18 protein-coding genes are annotated in these 18,587 nt (G+C 37.0%); 11 read left to right on the forward strand and 7 right to left on the reverse strand.

All coding sequences use genetic code 11. The features are described from left to right. The first annotated feature begins 87 nt into the window (after positions 1-87). The 4 genes from B806_RS0109170 to B806_RS0109185 all read left to right on the forward strand — a co-directional run bounded on the left by B806_RS0109170 (position 88) and on the right by B806_RS0109185 (position 5,540). On the forward strand, positions 88-1,782 hold the full coding sequence (locus B806_RS0109170) for an AMP-binding protein (RefSeq protein WP_017385578.1): 1,695 nt from the start codon (positions 88-90) through the stop codon (positions 1,780-1,782). A gap of 71 nt (positions 1,783-1,853) precedes the next feature. Continuing rightward, positions 1,854-2,525 (forward strand): class I SAM-dependent methyltransferase, encoded by a 672-nt coding sequence (locus B806_RS0109175; RefSeq protein WP_017385579.1) that lies wholly within the window; start codon positions 1,854-1,856, stop codon positions 2,523-2,525. Positions 2,526-2,800: 275 nt separating this feature from the next. After that, entirely contained in the window at positions 2,801-4,084 is a 1,284-nt protein-coding gene (locus tag B806_RS0109180; protein WP_079381074.1) for a DcaP family trimeric outer membrane transporter, read from the forward strand. 100 nt (positions 4,085-4,184) lie between these two features. Then, the gene (locus B806_RS0109185; RefSeq protein ID WP_017385581.1) at positions 4,185-5,540 is read left to right on the forward strand and encodes an MFS transporter; all 1,356 of its coding nucleotides are present in this window, start codon (positions 4,185-4,187) and stop codon (positions 5,538-5,540) included. 49 nt (positions 5,541-5,589) lie between these two features. Here the strand turns inward: B806_RS0109185 and B806_RS0109190 are convergent, their stop codons facing one another. Continuing rightward, positions 5,590-6,828, reverse strand: a complete 1,239-nt coding sequence (locus tag B806_RS0109190; RefSeq protein WP_017385582.1) for an SGNH/GDSL hydrolase family protein — start codon at positions 6,826-6,828, stop codon at positions 5,590-5,592. Between the two features lie 111 nt (positions 6,829-6,939). Here B806_RS0109190 and B806_RS0109195 point away from each other — a divergent pair, with 111 nt between their 5' ends. Beyond that, complete coding sequence (locus tag B806_RS0109195; RefSeq protein WP_017385583.1) at positions 6,940-7,845, forward strand: LysR family transcriptional regulator; 906 nt, start codon at positions 6,940-6,942, stop codon at positions 7,843-7,845. Here B806_RS0109195 and B806_RS20060 read toward each other — a convergent pair. Next, positions 7,838-8,140, reverse strand: coding sequence for a hypothetical protein (locus B806_RS20060; protein WP_016806122.1), 303 nt, complete (start codon positions 8,138-8,140; stop codon positions 7,838-7,840). The two genes, B806_RS0109195 and B806_RS20060, sit on opposite strands and share 8 nt — an antisense overlap. A 908-nt stretch (positions 8,141-9,048) precedes the next feature. On the opposite strand from B806_RS20060, the gene B806_RS19895 reads away from it, so the two are divergent. From B806_RS19895 to B806_RS0109215, 3 genes are all read left to right on the forward strand, one after another. Beyond that, complete coding sequence (locus B806_RS19895; protein WP_002114459.1) at positions 9,049-9,195, forward strand: hypothetical protein; 147 nt, start codon at positions 9,049-9,051, stop codon at positions 9,193-9,195. A 265-nt stretch (positions 9,196-9,460) separates the two neighbouring features. After that, a complete protein-coding gene (locus B806_RS0109210; RefSeq protein WP_017385584.1) occupies positions 9,461-9,889 on the forward strand; it encodes a hypothetical protein in 429 nt (142 codons plus the stop codon). 95 nt (positions 9,890-9,984) lie between these two features. Further along, positions 9,985-10,206 (forward strand): hypothetical protein, encoded by a 222-nt coding sequence (locus tag B806_RS0109215; RefSeq protein WP_017385585.1) that lies wholly within the window; start codon positions 9,985-9,987, stop codon positions 10,204-10,206. Positions 10,207-10,288: 82 nt separating this feature from the next. Here B806_RS0109215 and surA1 read toward each other — a convergent pair whose 3' ends face one another. The 3 genes from surA1 to B806_RS0109230 form a co-directional block, all read right to left on the reverse strand. Further along, positions 10,289-10,606 carry a surface antigen protein 1 gene (gene surA1, locus B806_RS0109220; protein WP_002114287.1) on the reverse strand — a complete coding sequence of 106 codons (318 nt, stop codon included), beginning with the start codon at positions 10,604-10,606 and terminating at the stop codon, positions 10,289-10,291. Positions 10,607-10,721: 115 nt separating this feature from the next. Beyond that, entirely contained in the window at positions 10,722-10,949 is a 228-nt protein-coding gene (locus B806_RS0109225; protein ID WP_002114279.1) for a hypothetical protein, read from the reverse strand. Between the two features lie 279 nt (positions 10,950-11,228). Further along, positions 11,229-11,705 (reverse strand): CinA family protein, encoded by a 477-nt coding sequence (locus B806_RS0109230; protein WP_017402926.1) that lies wholly within the window; start codon positions 11,703-11,705, stop codon positions 11,229-11,231. A gap of 314 nt (positions 11,706-12,019) precedes the next feature. Here B806_RS0109230 and B806_RS0109235 point away from each other — a divergent pair, with 314 nt between their 5' ends. Continuing rightward, the gene (locus tag B806_RS0109235) at positions 12,020-13,438 is read left to right on the forward strand and encodes an iron-containing redox enzyme family protein (protein WP_017385587.1); all 1,419 of its coding nucleotides are present in this window, start codon (positions 12,020-12,022) and stop codon (positions 13,436-13,438) included. Positions 13,439-13,479: 41 nt separating this feature from the next. Further along, the gene (gene katE / locus B806_RS0109240; RefSeq protein ID WP_079381173.1) at positions 13,480-15,624 is read left to right on the forward strand and encodes a catalase HPII; all 2,145 of its coding nucleotides are present in this window, start codon (positions 13,480-13,482) and stop codon (positions 15,622-15,624) included. A gap of 54 nt (positions 15,625-15,678) precedes the next feature. Here the strand turns inward: katE and B806_RS0109245 are convergent, their stop codons facing one another. Both B806_RS0109245 and B806_RS0109250 read right to left on the reverse strand, forming a co-directional pair. After that, positions 15,679-16,557 carry an SDR family oxidoreductase gene (locus B806_RS0109245; protein ID WP_000432004.1) on the reverse strand — a complete coding sequence of 293 codons (879 nt, stop codon included), beginning with the start codon at positions 16,555-16,557 and terminating at the stop codon, positions 15,679-15,681. 140 nt (positions 16,558-16,697) lie between these two features. Beyond that, entirely contained in the window at positions 16,698-17,099 is a 402-nt protein-coding gene (locus B806_RS0109250) for a DUF6367 family protein (RefSeq protein WP_014206462.1), read from the reverse strand. Positions 17,100-17,573: 474 nt separating this feature from the next. On the opposite strand from B806_RS0109250, the gene B806_RS0109255 reads away from it, so the two are divergent. Beyond that, positions 17,574-18,587: KGG domain-containing protein (locus tag B806_RS0109255; protein WP_017402927.1), on the forward strand; the 1,014-nt coding region annotated here is incomplete at its 3' end.

Below are 18,587 nucleotides of genomic sequence, written 5' to 3' on the forward strand. Positions count from 1 at the left end.
CAAAAAAGGCGGTTTAGAAAAATAGTTGCAGTAACAACAATTAGATCAGGTAAGAAGAGAATTAGAAGAATCAAGGAGAATGATTCAATGCAACAAGAACGGTTAAGCTACGCCTCGGGACCAAGCACACAGCCCTTATTGGGTATGACCATTGGTGAACAATTTGATCAAGCCTGTCGGCAATATGCTGAAAAGGAAGCAATCGTTAGTTTTCATCAAAACAGACGATTAACCTATAAAGCTTTACAGGATGAAGTAAATGCTTTTGCTTGTAGCCTTTTAAAATTGGGATTAAAAAAAGGTGATCGATTAGCGATTTGGTCGCCTAACTGTGTGGAATGGACAGTTACCCAATTTGCAGCTTTTAAAGCAGGGATTATTTTAGTCAACCTGAATACAGCTTATAAAAGCCATGAACTTGAATATGTGTTGAATAAAGTCTCATGCAAAGGATTGATTATTGCTTCTCAATTCAAAACGACTGATTACCAAGAATTACTCACAAAAATTGCTCCTGAGTTAACCAACAGTGCAGATAAAGTGCTCAGTTCAGCGCGACTGCCACATTTAAAATTTGTGATTAAAATTGATGACCAACAGCATACGGGTATTTATCGCTTTAGTGATTTAGTTACTACACCAACTTCTGAACAGCTAGAACAATTAAAACTATTAACCAAGCAACATCAGTTTGATGAAACGATTAATATCCAATTTACCTCAGGTACAACAGGTAACCCTAAAGGGACCATGTTGACCCACCATAATATTTTAAATAATGGCTATTTTGTTGGTGAAGGCATCCGCTTAAGCCCTCAAGATAAAGTCTGTATTTCTGTACCATTGTTTCATTGTTTTGGCATGGTGATGGGAAATTTGGCCTGCGTTACGCATGGGTCAACCATGGTATATCCATCAGCCGTATTTAATCCTTTAGAAACTTTAAAAGCGATTCATCAAGAGCGTTGTACGGCAGCGTATGGCGTGCCAACCATGTTTATTGCGACCTTAGAACATGAGCGGTTTAATGAGTTTGATCTGTCGAGTTTAAGAACAGGCATTATGGCAGGTAGTCCTTGTCCACGTGAAATTATGCAGCGTGTTATAGACCGCATGCATATGTCTGAAATCACCATTTGTTATGGCATGACCGAAACCTCGCCAGTGAGTGTACAAAGTTCGGTAAATGATTCGATTGATAAACGGGTAAGTACAGTTGGACATGTTCATCCGCATGTTGAAATTAAAATTGTCAATTTAGAAGGGCAGATCGTTCCGCAAGGAACTTTGGGTGAGCTATGCGTTCGCGGTTATTCAGTGATGGCTGGCTATTGGGGCGAAGAAGAAAAGACCAAAGAGGTCATTGATGCTGCTGGCTGGATGCATACAGGTGATATTGCCGAAATGGATCAAGACGGTTTTATTAAAATTAAAGGCCGTATTAAAGATGTGGTGATTCGCGGTGGGGAAAATCTCTTTCCAAAAGAAATTGAAGACTTTTTATACACTCATCCAGATGTGAGCGATGTGCAAGTTATTGGCTTGCCAGACGCCAGATATGGTGAAGAACTCTGTGCTTGTATTATTTTGCATGAGCATCATCAAATTGATGAAGACAGCATTCGCCAATTCTGCAAAGAGCATATTTCTCATAATAAAGTGCCGCGCTATGTCAGATTCTTTAATGAGTTTCCAATGACAGCTTCAGGCAAAGCGCAAAAGTTTAAATTGCAGGAAATTATGCGAGCTGAACTTAACTTAACTGGAAATGTCTTTGATTAAAGAAGTCGAAAGTCAGGTCAAAGTGCAGCAAACTATAAGTTGAAAGGCAGTTTAAATAGAGGGTAAACAAAATGGCAAAAGACTTTAATAGCCCAAAGGTAGTCGAAGGATATGACGAACATATTCGTAAATTAATTCCGGGTTATGAAGTGATCCATCAACAGGTGGATGCCATTTTGCAATCAGTGTTACCACCAAATGCTCATATTTTAATTGTGGGTTGTGGCACGGGGTATGAACTCGAATATTTACTTAAACGTCATCCAAACTGGAAATTTACAGCAGTTGATCCATCTTTGACTATGCTGCAAAAAGCTCAGGAACAGGTTGAACTTTTAGATAAATCTTCTCAAGTCACCTTTGTTCACGGTGAAACGTCAGCTTTACCTCTTGAGAATTGCTTTGATGCTGCACTTTCTATTCTCGTGGCTCATTTTATTGCAGATGACATAAAACCTGTTTTTTTTAAGGGTATTTATGATCGCTTAAAAGAAAAAGCGATTTTACTGACCTACGATTTAATGACGTGTGTAAATCCACAGCATCTTCAAGCTTTACGTTATTTATGTTTGGCACAAGGCTTAATAGAAGAACAATGTCAAAAAATGTTAGAGCGTATGGCGCAAGACTTTTTTAGCCTAACCACTGAAGGATATATAAAACTTTTAGAAAAAACTGGTTTTGAAAGTGTGCATCCTTATACACAAATTTTGACGTATCAAGGGTTTATTGCAAAAAAATAATGGATTTGGGAAAGCGTTAATACGGATATAAAACCTGCATATTCTCAATGAGGAAGAGAATATAAAAACTGAAAAAATTAGAAGATTTAGCTTTACTTAAAACAAATTAAAAGTGGTTTTCAGGCCGCTTTAGGGAGGTTTTGTCTAAAAAATATGATCGAAGGTTTTTCTTGTAAAAGAAAGACAAATTTTAAGCGCCTATTTTAGATAGGTACATAACAAAAAGGATGTCGAGATCTTTAAGTCTAATTAAAGATCAAAAGGAAAATTTCATGATGAAAGTTTTAAATACAACGGTTCAAAAAAGCCTGTTGGCTGTTTCTGTGACCCTGTTTATGTCTTCCGCTTTGGCAGGTCAAACAGATCCTGAAATAGCACAACTTCGCCAAGAAGTGAAAGAACTTCGGGCTATGTTACAAGCCAATATGCAGGCGCAAAAATCTTTATCGCAACAAAGAGTGGAGCTAGCAAATTCAGCGACTCCTCAAGCCGTATCACTAATACAGCAAGGTTTAACCAAGTCTGGTGCAGAATTTAACTTATATGGTTATATACGGGCAGATGCTTCTTATCAAATGAAGGGCGCATCTACCATGTATAACAATATTAGCGGTGTTCCACTTGAAAACACGCCAGAAGAATCTGCACAAAAAGACCAGTTGCACAGTACGGTTAATGTGACACGTTTCGGGTTGAATTTTAAAACCCCGACGGCCGCGGGTGAGGTGAGCGGAAAGTTAGAAATGGACTTCTTTGGGGCAGCCACTCGTGATCAGTTTCGGATACGCCATGCTTATTTAACTTTTGATAAATGGCTTATCGGTCAAACGTGGTCAACATTTATCGCACCCGAATATTATCCGGAAACGATTGATGCGGGCACATTTGTAGGCAGTGCATTGTTAAGATCACCGCTAGTTCGCTATAGCGATAACTTAACGGCAAATACAAGCTTTGCAATATCGGTTGAAGATCCGAAATATACTGCGAGCTCAGACCCAGATAATAAAATGCGTTTACCAGCGTTGGTAGGTCGCTTAAATCATAAATTTGCCAATGGCTCGATGTTATCCGGACGTAGTTTTGTTGCCGAAAAGAGAACGAATAATGATGAAGAAATGTCTTGGGGCGTAGGCTTGGGCGGTAAATACCAAATTACGCCCGATACATTACTCAAAGCCGATTATTACCATGTCAAAGGAGATGGGCGTTTCCTGCTATGGACTAACAGCGGCTATGCAATAGATGATCAAAACAATATGCATAGCAATGAATTTGACACCGTTTCTTTAGGTATTACTCATCAATTTACACCGCAAATTCGCTCGACTGTAGGCTACGGCTATATGAAAGCCAAAGATGATAACCGTTTTGCTGAATTACAACGTAATAGCACCACCCAAAATAAAGAGCTTTGGCAGGGCTGGGTGAATGCACTTTATAACCCATACAAACCAATTACCTTGGGCGTCGAATATGTGTATGGCGAACGAGAAACTTTTGATGGACGTAACGGGATTGATAACCGCTTCAATATGATGGCGAGTTATGACTTTTAATTTATTCAATAAAACCTTGAATAATTTGTTTTTTCTTTAGGGTGCAGTATGTCGTTTTAAAAAATTGAATATGAATTTATCTCACAAAGGAGGTGAGTAAATGACAACATCTAAATTAAATGTAAATGAAGTTATTGATCAGGCCAGATTTACCCCTTTTCACTGGAGTATTTTACTTTGGTGTTTATTGATTATTATTTTTGATGGTTACGATCTGGTGATTTATGGCGTGGTACTGCCTTTGCTAATGCAAGAGTGGTCATTAACAGCTGTACAGGCGGGGATGTTAGCAAGTACGGCACTATGTGGAATGATGTTTGGGGCAATGTTCTTTGGAACACTGGCAGACAAAATAGGCCGTAAAAAGGTAATTTTAATCTGTGTGACTTTTTTTAGTGGTTTTACTTTTTTAGGTGCTTTTGCATCAAGCCCACTTGAGTTTGGGGTACTTCGGTTCTTGGCGGGATTAGGCATTGGTGGGGTTATGCCAAATTTAGTTGCACTTACATCAGAATATGCGCCTAACCGTATAAGAAGTACTTTGGTGGGGAGTATGTTTAGTGGTTATGCAATTGGAGGAATACTGTCAGCATTGATCGGTAGTTATTTGGTTGAAAGTCAGGGGTGGCAAATTATGTTTTTAATTGCCGGTATTCCATTATTTTTATTACCTGTCATTTGGAAGTTTTTACCTGAGTCTTTAACCTTTTTAGTTAAGACGGGTAAGACTAAGCAAGCACAGCGCATTATTCAAAAAATTTCGCCTGAACAAAACCTAACGATCACTACGCACTTAGTGCTTAATGAAGATAATGTTCCAACAGGTAGTTCTGTAAAGGGATTATTTCAACAAGGCCGTGCTTTCAATACACTCATGTTTTGGCTCGTGTTCTTTATGTGCTTGCTCATGGTGTATGCCTTAAGTAGCTGGTTACCAAAACTCATGCTGGCAGCAGGTTATTCACTCGGAAAGAGTATTTTGTTCTTGCTTGCTCTAAATGTTGGCGCAATGATCGGTTCAATCGGTGGCGGTATTTTGTCTGATAAATTCCATCTAAAACCTGTAATTATGGGAATGCTACTGGCAGGTGTTGTTGCTTTAGTCGGTTTAGGTTTTAAGTCACCAGCCTATGTTTTATATGGTTTGGTGACTGTGGCAGGAGCAGCAACGATTGGTACTTCAATTCTTCTTTATAGCTACGTTGCACAATATTATCCACTAAGTGTGCGTTCTACCGGAATTGGTTGTGCTTCTGGTGTAGGTCGAATTGGGGCTATTGTTGGACCTATCTTAACGGGCCTATTATTAGGGTTGGAATTACCACATAAAATGAATTTTGTGATGATCGCAATTCCTGCAATTTTAGCGCTTTTCGCCGTCATGGTTTTAAGACGATATGCAGCTGAAAAACAGCCTATTACACCAAAGCTTAACGCCGAGTTAGAGGGGAATTAATCCATATGGATACGGGTAGGAAACAAATTCCTACCTGTATCTAGATGTTTTATTGATTAACTAATTGGTTTAAATCAACCAGATTTGCCATTTGTTGATTACCACGGTCATTCGGATGTAGATGATCTCCTGAATCATAAATTGGATTTAATCGATCAGGATGTTTAGGGTCTTTTAAGCCTTGCTCAAGATCAAGTACACCGTCAAATGTATGGCTGGTTCTGATCCAGCGATTAATACGCTGGCGTAATTCATCTTTGTTAGGCTGATAATAGTTATCAAGAGGAGTATTTGGTAAAGCTCCCGAAAATGGTAATAAGGTTGCTCCAATCACTTGAATACCTTGGCGGTGTGCTTCATCTACAACACGTTTATAACCTTGAGTGAGTGCTTCAAAAGTCGGTATTTGTTGTTTAGGTGCAAATGCGGTACCGGGCCATGAAATATCATTAATACCCACCAGAACAATTAATGTTTTCACACCTGAATATTGAAATACTTCTTTTTTCAAACGATCTAAAGCATTGTCACCCATACCGTCTGTGAGTAGTCGATTTCCTGAAATTCCACTGTTAATGACCGCGACTTGATGTGGCGATAAGCGCTTAGCTAAAAAGTCGGTCCATCGAGTATTTGCGTCTAAAGTTGCAGTTGCTCCATCGGTAATTGAGTCTCCAATGACTGCAACAACATGGGCTTTACGCTTCGGTTTTACTTCTACAGCCGATAATAATAATCGTGCAGTTGTGGTTTTGGCACTGCTAGGCGTATTTAAGTTCGCAGTCTGGTTACCCGTAATGAGCCAACTGGTTTGTTTCGCATCCCAATGAAAAGTTTTAAATGTAGTGGGCTTTTCAATAAAGGTATTTACCATTAACTGCGCATGATCTGGAACAGGGAGCTGGATTGGATCACTAATCAATTGTTTGCCAGGTAAAATTTGTGCTTTAAGTTTCCCAGAGAAATAAACAGGATAAGCACTCTTAGCTTTTAGACTTTGTCCTTTGACTAGCCCCACAGTTGTTTTATCAATAGATAACGGTTGATCCCCATAATGATTGGTAAAAACGAGCCTAACTGCTTCACCACCTAAACTAATTTGACTAATTTGTTTAATAGTCTGATTCGATATTTGATCAGGAATATTGGTCGGGAAAACGAAATCTTTATTCCAGACTTTTTGTGGACTAGCTGCCCAAGTGGTAACCCACTGGCTCTTTTGTACTTCTGCTTGTGCAAAGCTCGTAAATAAAACAAGAGAGAATAGGGCGGGTTGATAAAGTTTCATCTCGTGAACTCTTTAAAATAAATTAAAGTTATCTTGAAACAAATTACTAGCTTGTTATAGCAACATAAGCGGAATAAGATTTGTGAATGAAATTCATAAATAGATTTTGTTATGTCATATTTTGATGTTAATCGGTCTGGTGAGTTGGCAATTTTTATTCGGGTAGTCGAGTTAGGAAGCTTTTCAGCAGTCGCAAGAGCTTGTGATATGACGCCGTCTGCTGTGAGTAAGTTAATTTCACGCTTAGAAAAAAGACTTGGCGTTAGACTGCTTAACCGTTCAACACGCCAGTTTCAACTCACCAGTGAAGGAAGTCAATTTTATGAGCAAGGTGTTCACATACTCAATAACTTAGATGAACTAGAACAATCTGTTACTTCAAATCACATGCCGCAAGGGCGAATTAGAATTCATACCAGTCTTTCATATTGGACATACTTTTTATTACCTTGTATTTCTCTATTTAACGAGTGCTATCCACAAATTGAATTAGAGGCTCATTTGAGTGATGAAGTCATTAATTTAGTTGAGCAAAGAATTGATATCGCAATTCGCACGGGACCTTTGAAAAGCTCAAATTTGGTTGCTCGCTCACTCGGACGCACTCAGAAACATTATGTATGTTCACCTACCTATATTGAAAAGAATGGTTATCCGCAACACCCAGAACAGTTATACGAACATCAGCTTTTAGACGTAAGTTACCAACGTCAAAATAAAACGTGGCTTTTTAAAAAAGACGATCAAGAAATCACACTTGCTCCCACTAAGGTTTTAAGGGTAAATCATGGAGAAGCCATCTTACAGTTAGCGCTTGCAGGTACTGGTATTGCACAGCTTAACCAATTCCAAGTCAAAAAAGCTTTAGAACAAAAACAGTTGGTTAAAATCCTTGAAGACTGGAATATCAAGGCTTCAGAAGAATTTCATGCTGTTTGGATAGGACATGATAAATATGTCCCTAAGCGCGTAAGGGCTTTTTTAGATTTCTTGGTAGAGCATGCAAAAGTTAGTTAATTGAGTCTTTTCTTGCGCTTAACTGACATTGGTGCATAGTTTCATTCATAGTTTCAACAAAGTGCATATTCGCATTAATATTTTGTAAGCTTACTTTGGGTAAGTTCTCTACAAACTGCGGCGAATAATGTTTTTCTAAAGAGTTATAAATACAGTTGCATTGTGAAAGTGCACGACCTGCCCAAACACAATGTGTATTAAATTCATTTTTACTGATAGACCTGCAACCTAATAAACTTATAGAACTTATTAATAGGGTGCAGATTAAAACAATACGATATAAAAAAAACATCATTATTGCTCTTCATTGGTTGTTGTTATCGTTAAGTCATGTTTATAGAAATTTTCTAGTCTTTATCGAGCGTTAAATATGGAAATATTTACTCTGAAAAGATAGGAAAGCAGAAACATAAAACTGTAGGATATTTTCTTGAAAATAGTTTCAGTTAAGTCGATAACGTGATGAAGAGTAGAAGAAAAAACACGATATAAAATAATAGTCATTAGAGACTCCTTGATGAAAGAAGTTGCGCCCAATCACTGCTATTAATTATGGTGGTGAAACGAAAGAGGGTTAGCAGACTGATACCTAAGAAACCAGCACACCCGAAGGTGTCCCACTCCCGTTCCTCCGTCAAAGGCACGAGGGGCTACACACCAAAAAACTTGTTTTTAGTGCGCTTAGGTAGACGGTCTGCTAAAACCGACTGACAAAATAGGTCAGCCGGAGCATCATAAGCTGAGCCTCAAAGCGGGTCAATTGCAAAAATAAAAGATTGGTTTATATAAACAAATATTAATATTTTTAAATTTTCATTATTAATAAAATAATGAGTTATTTAGAATTGAAAATATTGAATAATGGTTCAATAGAGGTTGAAAAATAATTTTTAATGTTTATATATCAAATATTTATTAATTGTTTATTTATATAGTGTTTGCAAGTAATGACTTATTTCAACATAAGTCAAAAAAGAGCGGGAAATTTTGATTTTATGAATATCATGTAATTAAATAAATAGCCGTTGCCAAATTTTAATTAAAATATCAATTGCAAGAAAAGTAATTTTTTAACATTTATATTATTTAGATTTTTACAAAAGCTTGCACAACCTACAAAACTTAAGAGAACCACAGCGGTAGGCCAACATAAGATAATGTTATTCATAAGCCTACATCTTAAGATTTATAAGGGTGACCTCAATGTTAAGAATTTTTTGTGCAGTAAGTATGGTAGTTGCAATCGCAATGGGTATGAGTGCATGCCAAGATCGAAATTCAACAGATGATGATGGAACACATGGCTCTAATGATCCAGCAACTACTCAACAAATGGATAAAAATTCGTAATTCTTTCGTTTAAGAAAACTCACTTTTATGTGAGTTTTCTTATCGTTATTTTCTATAAAATATGTAACATAATAAAAAAAGCAATTATATAAAAATATAAAATTAATCAATAAATTAGTGTGTTATAGCCTTTATATTAATTTGTTGTTATTGAATTGTTGCCTCAGTAAATTATAGTTTCAAAAAATTAATAAAATAAACACAATAAATTACTTATATTCATCCAAAATTCATTTTAGTGAAAACAATTTTTAAAGGTAAGGATATGCCCCAGTACTTAAAAATAGCTGAGAAAATCTATCAAAATGTTAAGGAAAAAAAAGGGTTTGTAGATGATCCTATGGAAGATCTTAACAATTTAATGATTGAGCTTAGACATGAGATTAAGGGGACAAAACTTAAACTTTTATACAATTATATTGATTTTGCTGAATTGCTGATTAAGCCTCTTCAGGAATCTAAAATTAAATTAGATTTAAGTATTATTCCGAAGAGTAAAAACACACAAGAATTTGTATTGTGGCTTGCAGGTTTTATTGAGCGTATTACCACAGGTGGCCAAGAAAAGTTACCGCCAATTCGCGATAAAGTTGCATTACCTGCATATGCTTATGAAGAAACATATCCTGCTAAAGAAACTCCCGTGAATAACGGGGAAGAAATTATTGAATATTTTAAGAAAAACCAGAACTGAAATTTTGTTTACGTACGGCTCAAGTCTATTGCTAGGCTTTTACGTTAAATAAATGGAAAAAATCAGGAACTTTAGTTAAGAAATAAGGTGGCGGTATGTTTGTATATTTTACTGATGGAACTTGTATTAATGATTCTGAAATTTATTGTGTGAAAGCCAAGCAAGAACAAAACAGATATGTAGTAGAAGTTACGATCAAGCCAACACATACTCTTTCTACAACGCCGGATGTACAATTTAAAAAAGAAATTTTTGATGATCCGAATCAAGCCAATCAATATCTTAGTAATAATTTTAATATGCCGCCGTTTTTCTAATATAAATCCTTCAAATAATAAAAAAGCTTATTTCCCAGGGCCAATAGGAAATAAGCTATATGCTTTGGACCAATTAAGGATGTTACATGTCATCCCATGCATCTTTAATGGCTTGTTTTGCATGTTCCCATTTTAATCGGGATTCAGCTTTGAGCTCTTCCCATTTTTGTTGCAAGCTACCTTCCATCTCTTCAAACTGAGTTCCTTCTTTAGATTCTGAACGGGCACGGTGACCTAGTTCATAAGCTGCAGAAAAATCACGATCATAATCCAGATCTGGCGTAGTTAATTGAGCTTCTTGATAATAAGGTCGAGTAAGATAACTTTCCCGCCAGCGAGAGTCAGAATAATTATGGTCGCCAGCTACAAGTTGAGCATGGTCTGTATTTTGATCTGTCATCAGTTTTTCCTCTTCTCTTATTTAATTTTATGCTTATGTTAAATTTAGGAAGGTGAGGGCACCTTCCTAAATAAAATGAATGACCGCATCAAATGACATTTAATTCAACAACGGATTAGCGTTGCTGATTATTGTTATTTGAGTTTTGTTGGCCTGAATCTTTTTGATTAGAGCCTTGTTGTTGGCGGCGGTTGTCATTTTGCTGTTGTTGCTGATTGTTTTGTTGCTGTTGATCGTTTTGCTGTTGGTTGCCTTGTTGCTGCTGGTTGTTACGGTTGTCGTTTTGCTGTTGTTGTTGCTGCTGATTATTGCGTTGATTGCTTTGATTATTAGTAGTGCTCATCTTTAATTACCTCATATCATTTATGATGTGTGTTTTATCTGAGAGCTTCAGATAGGTTCATTAAAACATGAAAATTTTTAATGTGTAGCGTTGGGGTGTTACCCTATATTTAAATGTAAATTTAAAAATTAAATAAAACCTTGATTTATATAAAATGTAATTTTAATGATTAAACATAATTAATATGAATATAGTTAAAATTACATTTGGGTACATAGAGGTTAAATAAAAACTATGATTATTTCTAAATGTGTATTTGTTATCTTTTATAAAAGAATTCTATTTTTTATTATCTGATATTATGCATTTAATATCTTGTGTAATGTAATAGAGTAATTGTATAAGTTTAAGACTAGGAGGTCCTTTAAATATACGTCTAAAATTATAAAAATTATCTTTATAATAAATAGAATAAAAAAAGGTGCCTACAGGTTTTTCTTGAGTTTCAGAGCCTCCTTTTTTTAATAACCCAGTACAAGCGATATAAAGGTCGGCATGTAAAAGTTCTTTACCTTTTTTGATCATTTCTACAGTGACTTGCATCGACTCAGGTGTATATTTTTCAATGAGTTCAGGTGAAATGTGAAGTGTATTTTCTTTTACACGTAAGTCGTAGCTAACTAAGCTTCCAATAAGAATGTCACCAGAATAGGGGCTTAAAGAAAAACGGTAAGCGAGATAACCCGCCGAAGCACTTTCAAAAAAAGCGATTTTAATTTTTTTCTGTGCTAGTAATTTGCAACATGAGTTAAACATTTGTTTTCTCCCTAAAACTGTTTTAATTTATTTATAAAATTATTTTTAATTTCTTTTTGTTAAGTTTTTAGCCTTTATAATTTTAAAAGTAACTCAAATGTAAATTTAGTTTGTTATTTATATATTTTTTATAAAAACAGATAGTTAAATTATTCTAAAGTTGAGAATGTAAGTTTGTGTTATTTTTTATGTCATTGAATTTTAATGATTTAAAAATATATGAGATTTCTTAATAACGTAATATAACAAAGATACGCTGGGATTATAGTTTGGTTAAAGTATGGTAATTTATATCTCACTAAAGGAGAATAGAAATGCCTGTTGTAGTGAAAAAAAGATTATTAGACCTATTACAAGATAATCAACAGAACTATTACGAATTATTCGTTTTTTTCCTTGATCCTGATATTTCTAGTTTTGAAAAAGAGAAGAAGGCAAGAGATTTCCTTGTTAAAGAAATTGATAAAATAAATGAAAATGAAATAGATTTCCCTGCAACTATAAATACGGTTAAAGAATGGTGTGTAAATGACAATAAACAAAATTGTGAGTTATTTCAGGCTTATTTAAATCGTAGACAAAGTGGGGGTGAGAGAGAATACTTCCAGAATGTCGGTCAGGCGTTTGAATTTTTAATTAAGGTCTCTCCAACTAAAAAGGTAGATGGTGCATGGTTATATAGTTCAGTTCACTACTGGAACGATCCGGTTTTTCATGACCTTATTATTACCTATCTAGAAGAGCTTGGACTCGGTGAGCCGAAAGCAAATCACGTCTGTATCTATGAAGACTTGCTGCGTAGTCTAGGACTCGATAGTTTTGATCTGCTTTTAGAGGATGAATACTATCATAATGCCGTGATTCAGCTGGCGCTTGGCTATGCTCCACCTGAGTTTATTCCCGAAATTGTCGGCTTCAATTTAGGTTATGAGCAACTGCCACTGCATTTACTCATTAGTAATTATGAGCTTGCAGAACTGGGTATTGATTCTAAATATTTTAATTTGCACATCACTATCGACAATATTGATAATGGACATGCAGATAAAGCAATTAAAGTTATAGAAAATATTTACGATAAATACAGAGATAAAGAAGCTTTCTTTAATAAATTAAAACGTGGTTTTGCTCTTAATAACCATGGTGTTTCTTCTTCAAAAATTATTAAAAATTTAAATCTTGAAGATTTAGTCCTTAAAATTTTAAAAAGAAAAGCGCTCGTGGGTCAGCTAATACATAACGAAACCAGACAGTTTGGATGTAAAACCATTAATCAATGGTTATCAAATCCAGAAGACGTTAAAGGCTTAGTTACACATCTCATTGATCACAAGTGGATTAAATTGAATACCGATCCTGAACAGAGCGTATTCTGGCGAATGATTAATGAAGAAAATGGAAAAATGTTTGGGGTATTTAACCCTGTAGAACGACAAATTATTCATGACTGGATTGCAGGTAGTGATCATTCTTCTAACTTCTTGGCTTATAGCAGGGAATTAAAGAATAGCCAGCGCATCCAAGATTATCTATTTAGCTATATTTCTGATGGCGAACTTGATGCGCTCCAAGAGCGTATACGTCATACACCTGATCTTGCCATAAAAATATGCAAGCTGACTCCGTTTTTGGCTCCAGATTCACACCATAAAAGCATTGGGCTTTGGAGCACACGTAAATATGTCGAGCTCCTTTTTCCATATTTAAGTTCCTTTAACAAAACTAACTCTTGAAGTTTTTAATTCACCCCACGTTTAACTTTAAAACATAGGTAATGAACATGACTGATAATGTTAAATCAACAAATAAAACAAGTGAAATGGCTGGTGCTGATGCTGCAAATAAAGCCAATACTACCCAAAAAACTGAACAATTAGACTCAGTCAGAGACGATGCAACCAATGAAGCCTTAACCACAAATCAAGGGGTTAAAATTGCTGATAACCAGAATAGTTTAAGAGCAGGTATTCGCGGTTCGACACTATTAGAAGATTTTATTTTACGAGAAAAGATTACTCATTTTGACCATGAACGTATTCCTGAGCGTATTGTACATGCGCGTGGCGTGGGTGCTCATGGTTACTTTCAGGCTTATGAAGGAAATGAGCGCTTAACAAAAGCTGGTTTTTTGACTGATCCAACCATTCAAACTCCAATTTTTGTACGCTTCTCAACAGTGCAGGGACCACGTGGTTCTGCTGACACCGTTCGTGATATTCGTGGTTTCGCCATTAAGTTCTATACCCAAGAGGGTAATTTCGATTTAGTGGGCAACAATGCGCCAGTGTTTTTTGTGCAAGATGGGATTAAGTTTCCAGACTTTGTTCATGCAGTAAAACCTGAACCAGATACAGAAATACCAACAGGAGCAACTGCACACGATACTTTCTGGGATTTTGTCTCTTTAGTACCTGAGTCAGCACACGCGGTGATTTGGGCTATGTCAGACCGTGCAATTCCACGTAATTTACGCTCAATCCAAGGGTTTGGGGTTCATACATTCCGTCTTATTAATGCCGAAGGAAAATCACATTTTGTGAAATTCCACTGGACCCCTAAACAAGGTTTAAGCGCTTTAGTTTGGGATGAAGCTCAAAAGCTTGCTGGTAAAGATCCGGATTTCCACCGTCGAGATCTTTATGAAGCGATTGAGAATGGGGTTTATCCTGAATGGGAACTCGGTGTACAAATTGTTGAAGAAGAAGACGAGATGAACTTTGACTTCGACTTATTGGACCCAACAAAAATTATTCCTGAAGAGCTGGTTCCAGTGACACCAATTGGCCGATTTGTTTTAAACAGAAATGTTGATAACTTCTTTGCAGAAACAGAGCAGGTGGCTTTCTGTCCAGGACATATTGTGCCGGGAATTGATTTTACAAATGACCCGCTTCTACAAGCACGTCTATTTTCATACACCGATACCCAGTTAAGCCGTTTAGGTGGACCAAACTTCCATCAAATTCCGATCAATAAACCTGTGTGTCCATTCCATAATAATCAACGTGATGGTATTCACCAGCATACGATTCATAAAGGGCAGGCTTCATATCAACCAAACTCAATTGATAATGATTGGCCAGCCGAAACCCCACCTGCTGCTTCAAACGGCGGTTTTGAAAGCTATCCTGAACAGATTAGCGGACATAAACTTCGTCAAAGAAGCGAGACTTTTTCTGATCATTTTTCACAACCGCGCCTTTACTACAAGAGTCTTGCCCCTCATGAGCAAAAGCATGTGGTCGATGCCTATACTTTTGAATTAAGTAAAGTGCAACGAAAACACATCCGTGAGCGTCAAGTTCAACAAATTTTGGCAAATATTGATCTCGACTTAGCACGACAAGTAGGGGCTAATTTAGGAATTGAAGTGCCTGATTTAACGCTAGATTATAAAAAAACCGCAGTTGAAAAATCGGCTAAATTATCTTTCTTAGCTTTCCCGCCCCAAGATATTCAAGGTCGAAAAGTTGCAGTACTCATCCATAATTTAGTGAAATCTGATTCATTAGAAGCTATGAAAAACTGGGCAATTAAAGAAGGGGTGACTCTTCATTTATTAGCGCCAAGCTTAGCTCCTGTAAAAGATCATCAAGACAATATTATTATGGCTGATGGCATGCAAATGGCTGAACCGTCAATTGCGTATGATGCAGTGATTATTCCTGATGGCGATAACTTAAACGCTGTCATGCAAGACGGAGTGACTCGCCATTATCTATTAGAAACCTATAAGCATTTAAAACCAATTGCATTTTTAGGTAATAAATCTGATTTACTTGAACCGCTAGGTTTAGTTCCCGATGAAGGCACTCTAGTTGGAGATGAATTCCAGCCGATTGCTGAAAAGTTCAAAAACCTGATTATGGCTCATCGTGTTTGGTCACGAGAACCAATAGCTGCCCACATACCAGCTTAAAAAACAAAAAGCCCTGAAAGTTTTAACTTTCAGGGCTTTTTTATATTTTAGGAATTAACCATTTACGATTTGACCACCATTTACATGAATGACCTGACCTGTAATATAACTTGCATCATCAGAGGCAAGAAAAAGATAGGCGGGAGCAACTTCACTTGGTTGTCCCATTCTTCCCATTGGGGTGTCTTTACCAAACTCTTTAACGGTTTCTGCATCGAAACTGCTTGGAATTAATGGTGTCCAGATGGGTCCTGGTGCAACACCATTTACCCGAATTCCTTTTTTCTGTTTCATTAAATTGTTCGATAAGCTACGCGTAAAAGTCGTAATCGCACCTTTGGTACTTGCATAATCAATGAGCTCATCATGGCCTTGATAGCTGGTAATACTGGTGGTGTTAATAATACTGTCACCTTCTTCCATATAAGGAATGGCTTCTTTAGTAAGATAAAACATTGGGAAAATATTAGTTTTAAATGTCTTTTCTAATTGCTCATTACTAATACTTTCAATTTCTTTTTGTTGATATTGCACACCAGCGTTATTCACTAAAATATTAATTTTGCCGTAATGTTGTAGAACTTTATCAATATCGAGTTTTGCCACATCTGGGTCAGAAATATCACCTTTTAATAAAAGGCAATGTTGTCCTTCTCTTTCCACAAGCTGTTTAGTGATTTCGGCATCTTGATCTTCTTCGAGATAAAGTATCGCAATATCAGCGCCCTCACGAGCAAACAATACTGCGACAGAACGACCTATACCGCTATCGCCACCACTAATAACGGCAACTTTATCTTTTAGCTTATCGCTACCTTTATGGGTACTTTTTATTATCTCAGGTTCAGGATGCATTTTTTCCTGATCACCTGGTTGATGAGATTGAACTTGTGCGGGGGCAGATGTTGGATACTGGTTGGTTGAGTTTTCCATTTTTAAATACCTCGGTTGTAATATCTAATTTTCATATAGTGAGCTGTTACCGCGTAAATGTGAGTAAAATGAATTTTTTAATAAGTTGTCTTTGTTATTTTATTTATAAGGATGTAAAAAAATATTTTTATATTTAAGGATTAAATAATATCGATTACCTTGATTTTGTTTTTATCAATCATACTTTCAATAATAGATCTATTTCCTGTATCCTCTAACCAGTTTTCTATCGGTATATTATTAGATAAATCTAATATTTTTTTAATAATTTCTTTTGCTCCATCTATATTTTCTGAATTTTTATTATTTTTAATAGCTATATTATCTAGCAACAGTTTTATATCTTCATGTTCTATATTTTTTGATTTAATAATATATAAGTCTCTTTGGAAGGGATGACTTGCATGAGGTGGGTCTAATCTATAGCTCCATTCTTTGTCATAGTCCTGCCATGAGTTTTTGGACTTAATATGTCCTAGTAAAATTTCAGGGATAGAAATATGGATATATTGTAGAGCTGACTGTTGATTTTTTAATTGCATAGTTAAGTTACTCAAACCATCTTATTAAAAATAGTTTTAAATATTCATATTAATCTCTCAAGTAAATTAATTCTGAAAATGTAATGATATATGTTATTGTTTTTTAATTAAAATAATTGTTTGCTTGTTATTTTCTCAATAGATCTGATGTTGTGTTAGTTTACTGTTTTGTACATTTTGAAATTTTTTGTTATCAGTTAAAATATTTTAACTGTGTTTGTAAAAATATATTGTAGTGTGCCCTTAGGTAATAATGAGTATATCCAATATTTAAAGAGTAAAATTATTAATAATTAAAATTTTTAAAATATTTTAAAAATAATATGTTTATAAGAAATTTCATTTTTTGATTGATATACATTTAAAAGGATTGATACATCACTTGGGTGGGAAAATATTATAGATATTCTATTGTTATTAAATCCGTTAACTAAAAGCGGTAGTGACTATAATTAAATATAGGAAGATATAACTATGGCTAATACTAGATATGAAGATGATGATAACAATAGAACAGGTACTTCAAATCGTGGATTTGCAAGTATGGATCCTGAAAGAGTACGAGAAATAGCCAGCAAAGGTGGGCGAGCTGCTCACGCGAGTGGTAATGCACATGAGTTTACCTCTGAAGAAGCTCGTGAAGCTGGCCGAGCAGCCCATGCAAGTGGTAACGCTCATGAATTTACGTCTGAAGAAGCGCGTGAAGCGGGTGCATTAAGCCATAAAAATGATGGCCGTAATGGTCGTGGCCGCGGTCGTGATGATGACGACGATGATGACGATCGCGGTAGCCGCTCAGGTGGTCGAGGCCGAAGCCGTTACGACGACGATGATGATGACGATGATCGCGGTGGTCGTTCAAGCGGACGAGGCCGTGGCCGCAGCCGTGATGACGATGATGATGACGATCGCGGTGGCCGTTCAGGTGGACGAGGTCGTGGTCGCAGCCGCGATGACGATGATGATGACGATGATCGTGGTGGCCGTTCAGGCGGACGAGGCCGTGGTAGCAGCCGTGATGATGATGACGATGACGATCGGGGTGGCCGCTCAGGTGGTCGAGGCCGAGGTCGTAGCCGTGATGATGACGACGATGATGATCGCGGAGGCCGCTCAGGCGGACGAGGTCGTGGCCGCAGCCGTGATGACGATGATGATGACGATCGCGGAGGCCGCTCAGGTGGAAGAGGCCGAGGTCGCAGCCGTGATGACGATGATGATGACGATCGCGGTGGTCGCTCAGGCGGACGAGGTCGTGGTCGCAGCCGTGATGACGACGATGATGACGATCGTGGCCGTTCAGGCGGACGAGGCCGTGGCCGCAGCCGTGATGACGACGATGATGATGATCGCGGTGGCCGCTCAGGTGGTCGAGGCCGAGGTCGCAGCCGTGATGACGATGATGATGACGATCGCGGTGGTCGCTCAGGTGGTCGAGGCCGTGGCCGCAGCCGTGATGACGACGATGATGATGATCGCGGTGGCCGC

Source organism: Acinetobacter sp. TG2027 (assembly GCF_000302435.1).
Classification (GTDB): Bacteria; Pseudomonadota; Gammaproteobacteria; order Pseudomonadales; family Moraxellaceae; genus Acinetobacter; species Acinetobacter pittii.

Coding starts and splice junctions, on each gene's coding strand:
- B806_RS0109170 (WP_017385578.1), top strand. CDS start 88: ATGCAACAAGAACGGTTAAGCTACGCCTCGGGACCAAGCACACAGCCC.
- B806_RS0109175 (WP_017385579.1), top strand. CDS start 1,854: ATGGCAAAAGACTTTAATAGCCCAAAGGTAGTCGAAGGATATGACGAA.
- B806_RS0109180 (WP_079381074.1), top strand. CDS start 2,801: ATGAAAGTTTTAAATACAACGGTTCAAAAAAGCCTGTTGGCTGTTTCT.
- B806_RS0109185 (WP_017385581.1), top strand. CDS start 4,185: ATGACAACATCTAAATTAAATGTAAATGAAGTTATTGATCAGGCCAGA.
- B806_RS0109190 (WP_017385582.1), bottom strand. CDS start 6,828: ATGAAACTTTATCAACCCGCCCTATTCTCTCTTGTTTTATTTACGAGC.
- B806_RS0109195 (WP_017385583.1), top strand. CDS start 6,940: ATGTCATATTTTGATGTTAATCGGTCTGGTGAGTTGGCAATTTTTATT.
- B806_RS20060 (WP_016806122.1), bottom strand. CDS start 8,140: ATGATGTTTTTTTTATATCGTATTGTTTTAATCTGCACCCTATTAATA.
- B806_RS19895 (WP_002114459.1), top strand. CDS start 9,049: ATGTTAAGAATTTTTTGTGCAGTAAGTATGGTAGTTGCAATCGCAATG.
- B806_RS0109210 (WP_017385584.1), top strand. CDS start 9,461: ATGCCCCAGTACTTAAAAATAGCTGAGAAAATCTATCAAAATGTTAAG.
- B806_RS0109215 (WP_017385585.1), top strand. CDS start 9,985: ATGTTTGTATATTTTACTGATGGAACTTGTATTAATGATTCTGAAATT.
- surA1 (WP_002114287.1), bottom strand. CDS start 10,606: ATGACAGATCAAAATACAGACCATGCTCAACTTGTAGCTGGCGACCAT.
- B806_RS0109225 (WP_002114279.1), bottom strand. CDS start 10,949: ATGAGCACTACTAATAATCAAAGCAATCAACGCAATAATCAGCAGCAA.
- B806_RS0109230 (WP_017402926.1), bottom strand. CDS start 11,705: ATGTTTAACTCATGTTGCAAATTACTAGCACAGAAAAAAATTAAAATC.
- B806_RS0109235 (WP_017385587.1), top strand. CDS start 12,020: ATGCCTGTTGTAGTGAAAAAAAGATTATTAGACCTATTACAAGATAAT.
- katE (WP_079381173.1), top strand. CDS start 13,480: ATGAACATGACTGATAATGTTAAATCAACAAATAAAACAAGTGAAATG.
- B806_RS0109245 (WP_000432004.1), bottom strand. CDS start 16,557: ATGGAAAACTCAACCAACCAGTATCCAACATCTGCCCCCGCACAAGTT.
- B806_RS0109250 (WP_014206462.1), bottom strand. CDS start 17,099: ATGCAATTAAAAAATCAACAGTCAGCTCTACAATATATCCATATTTCT.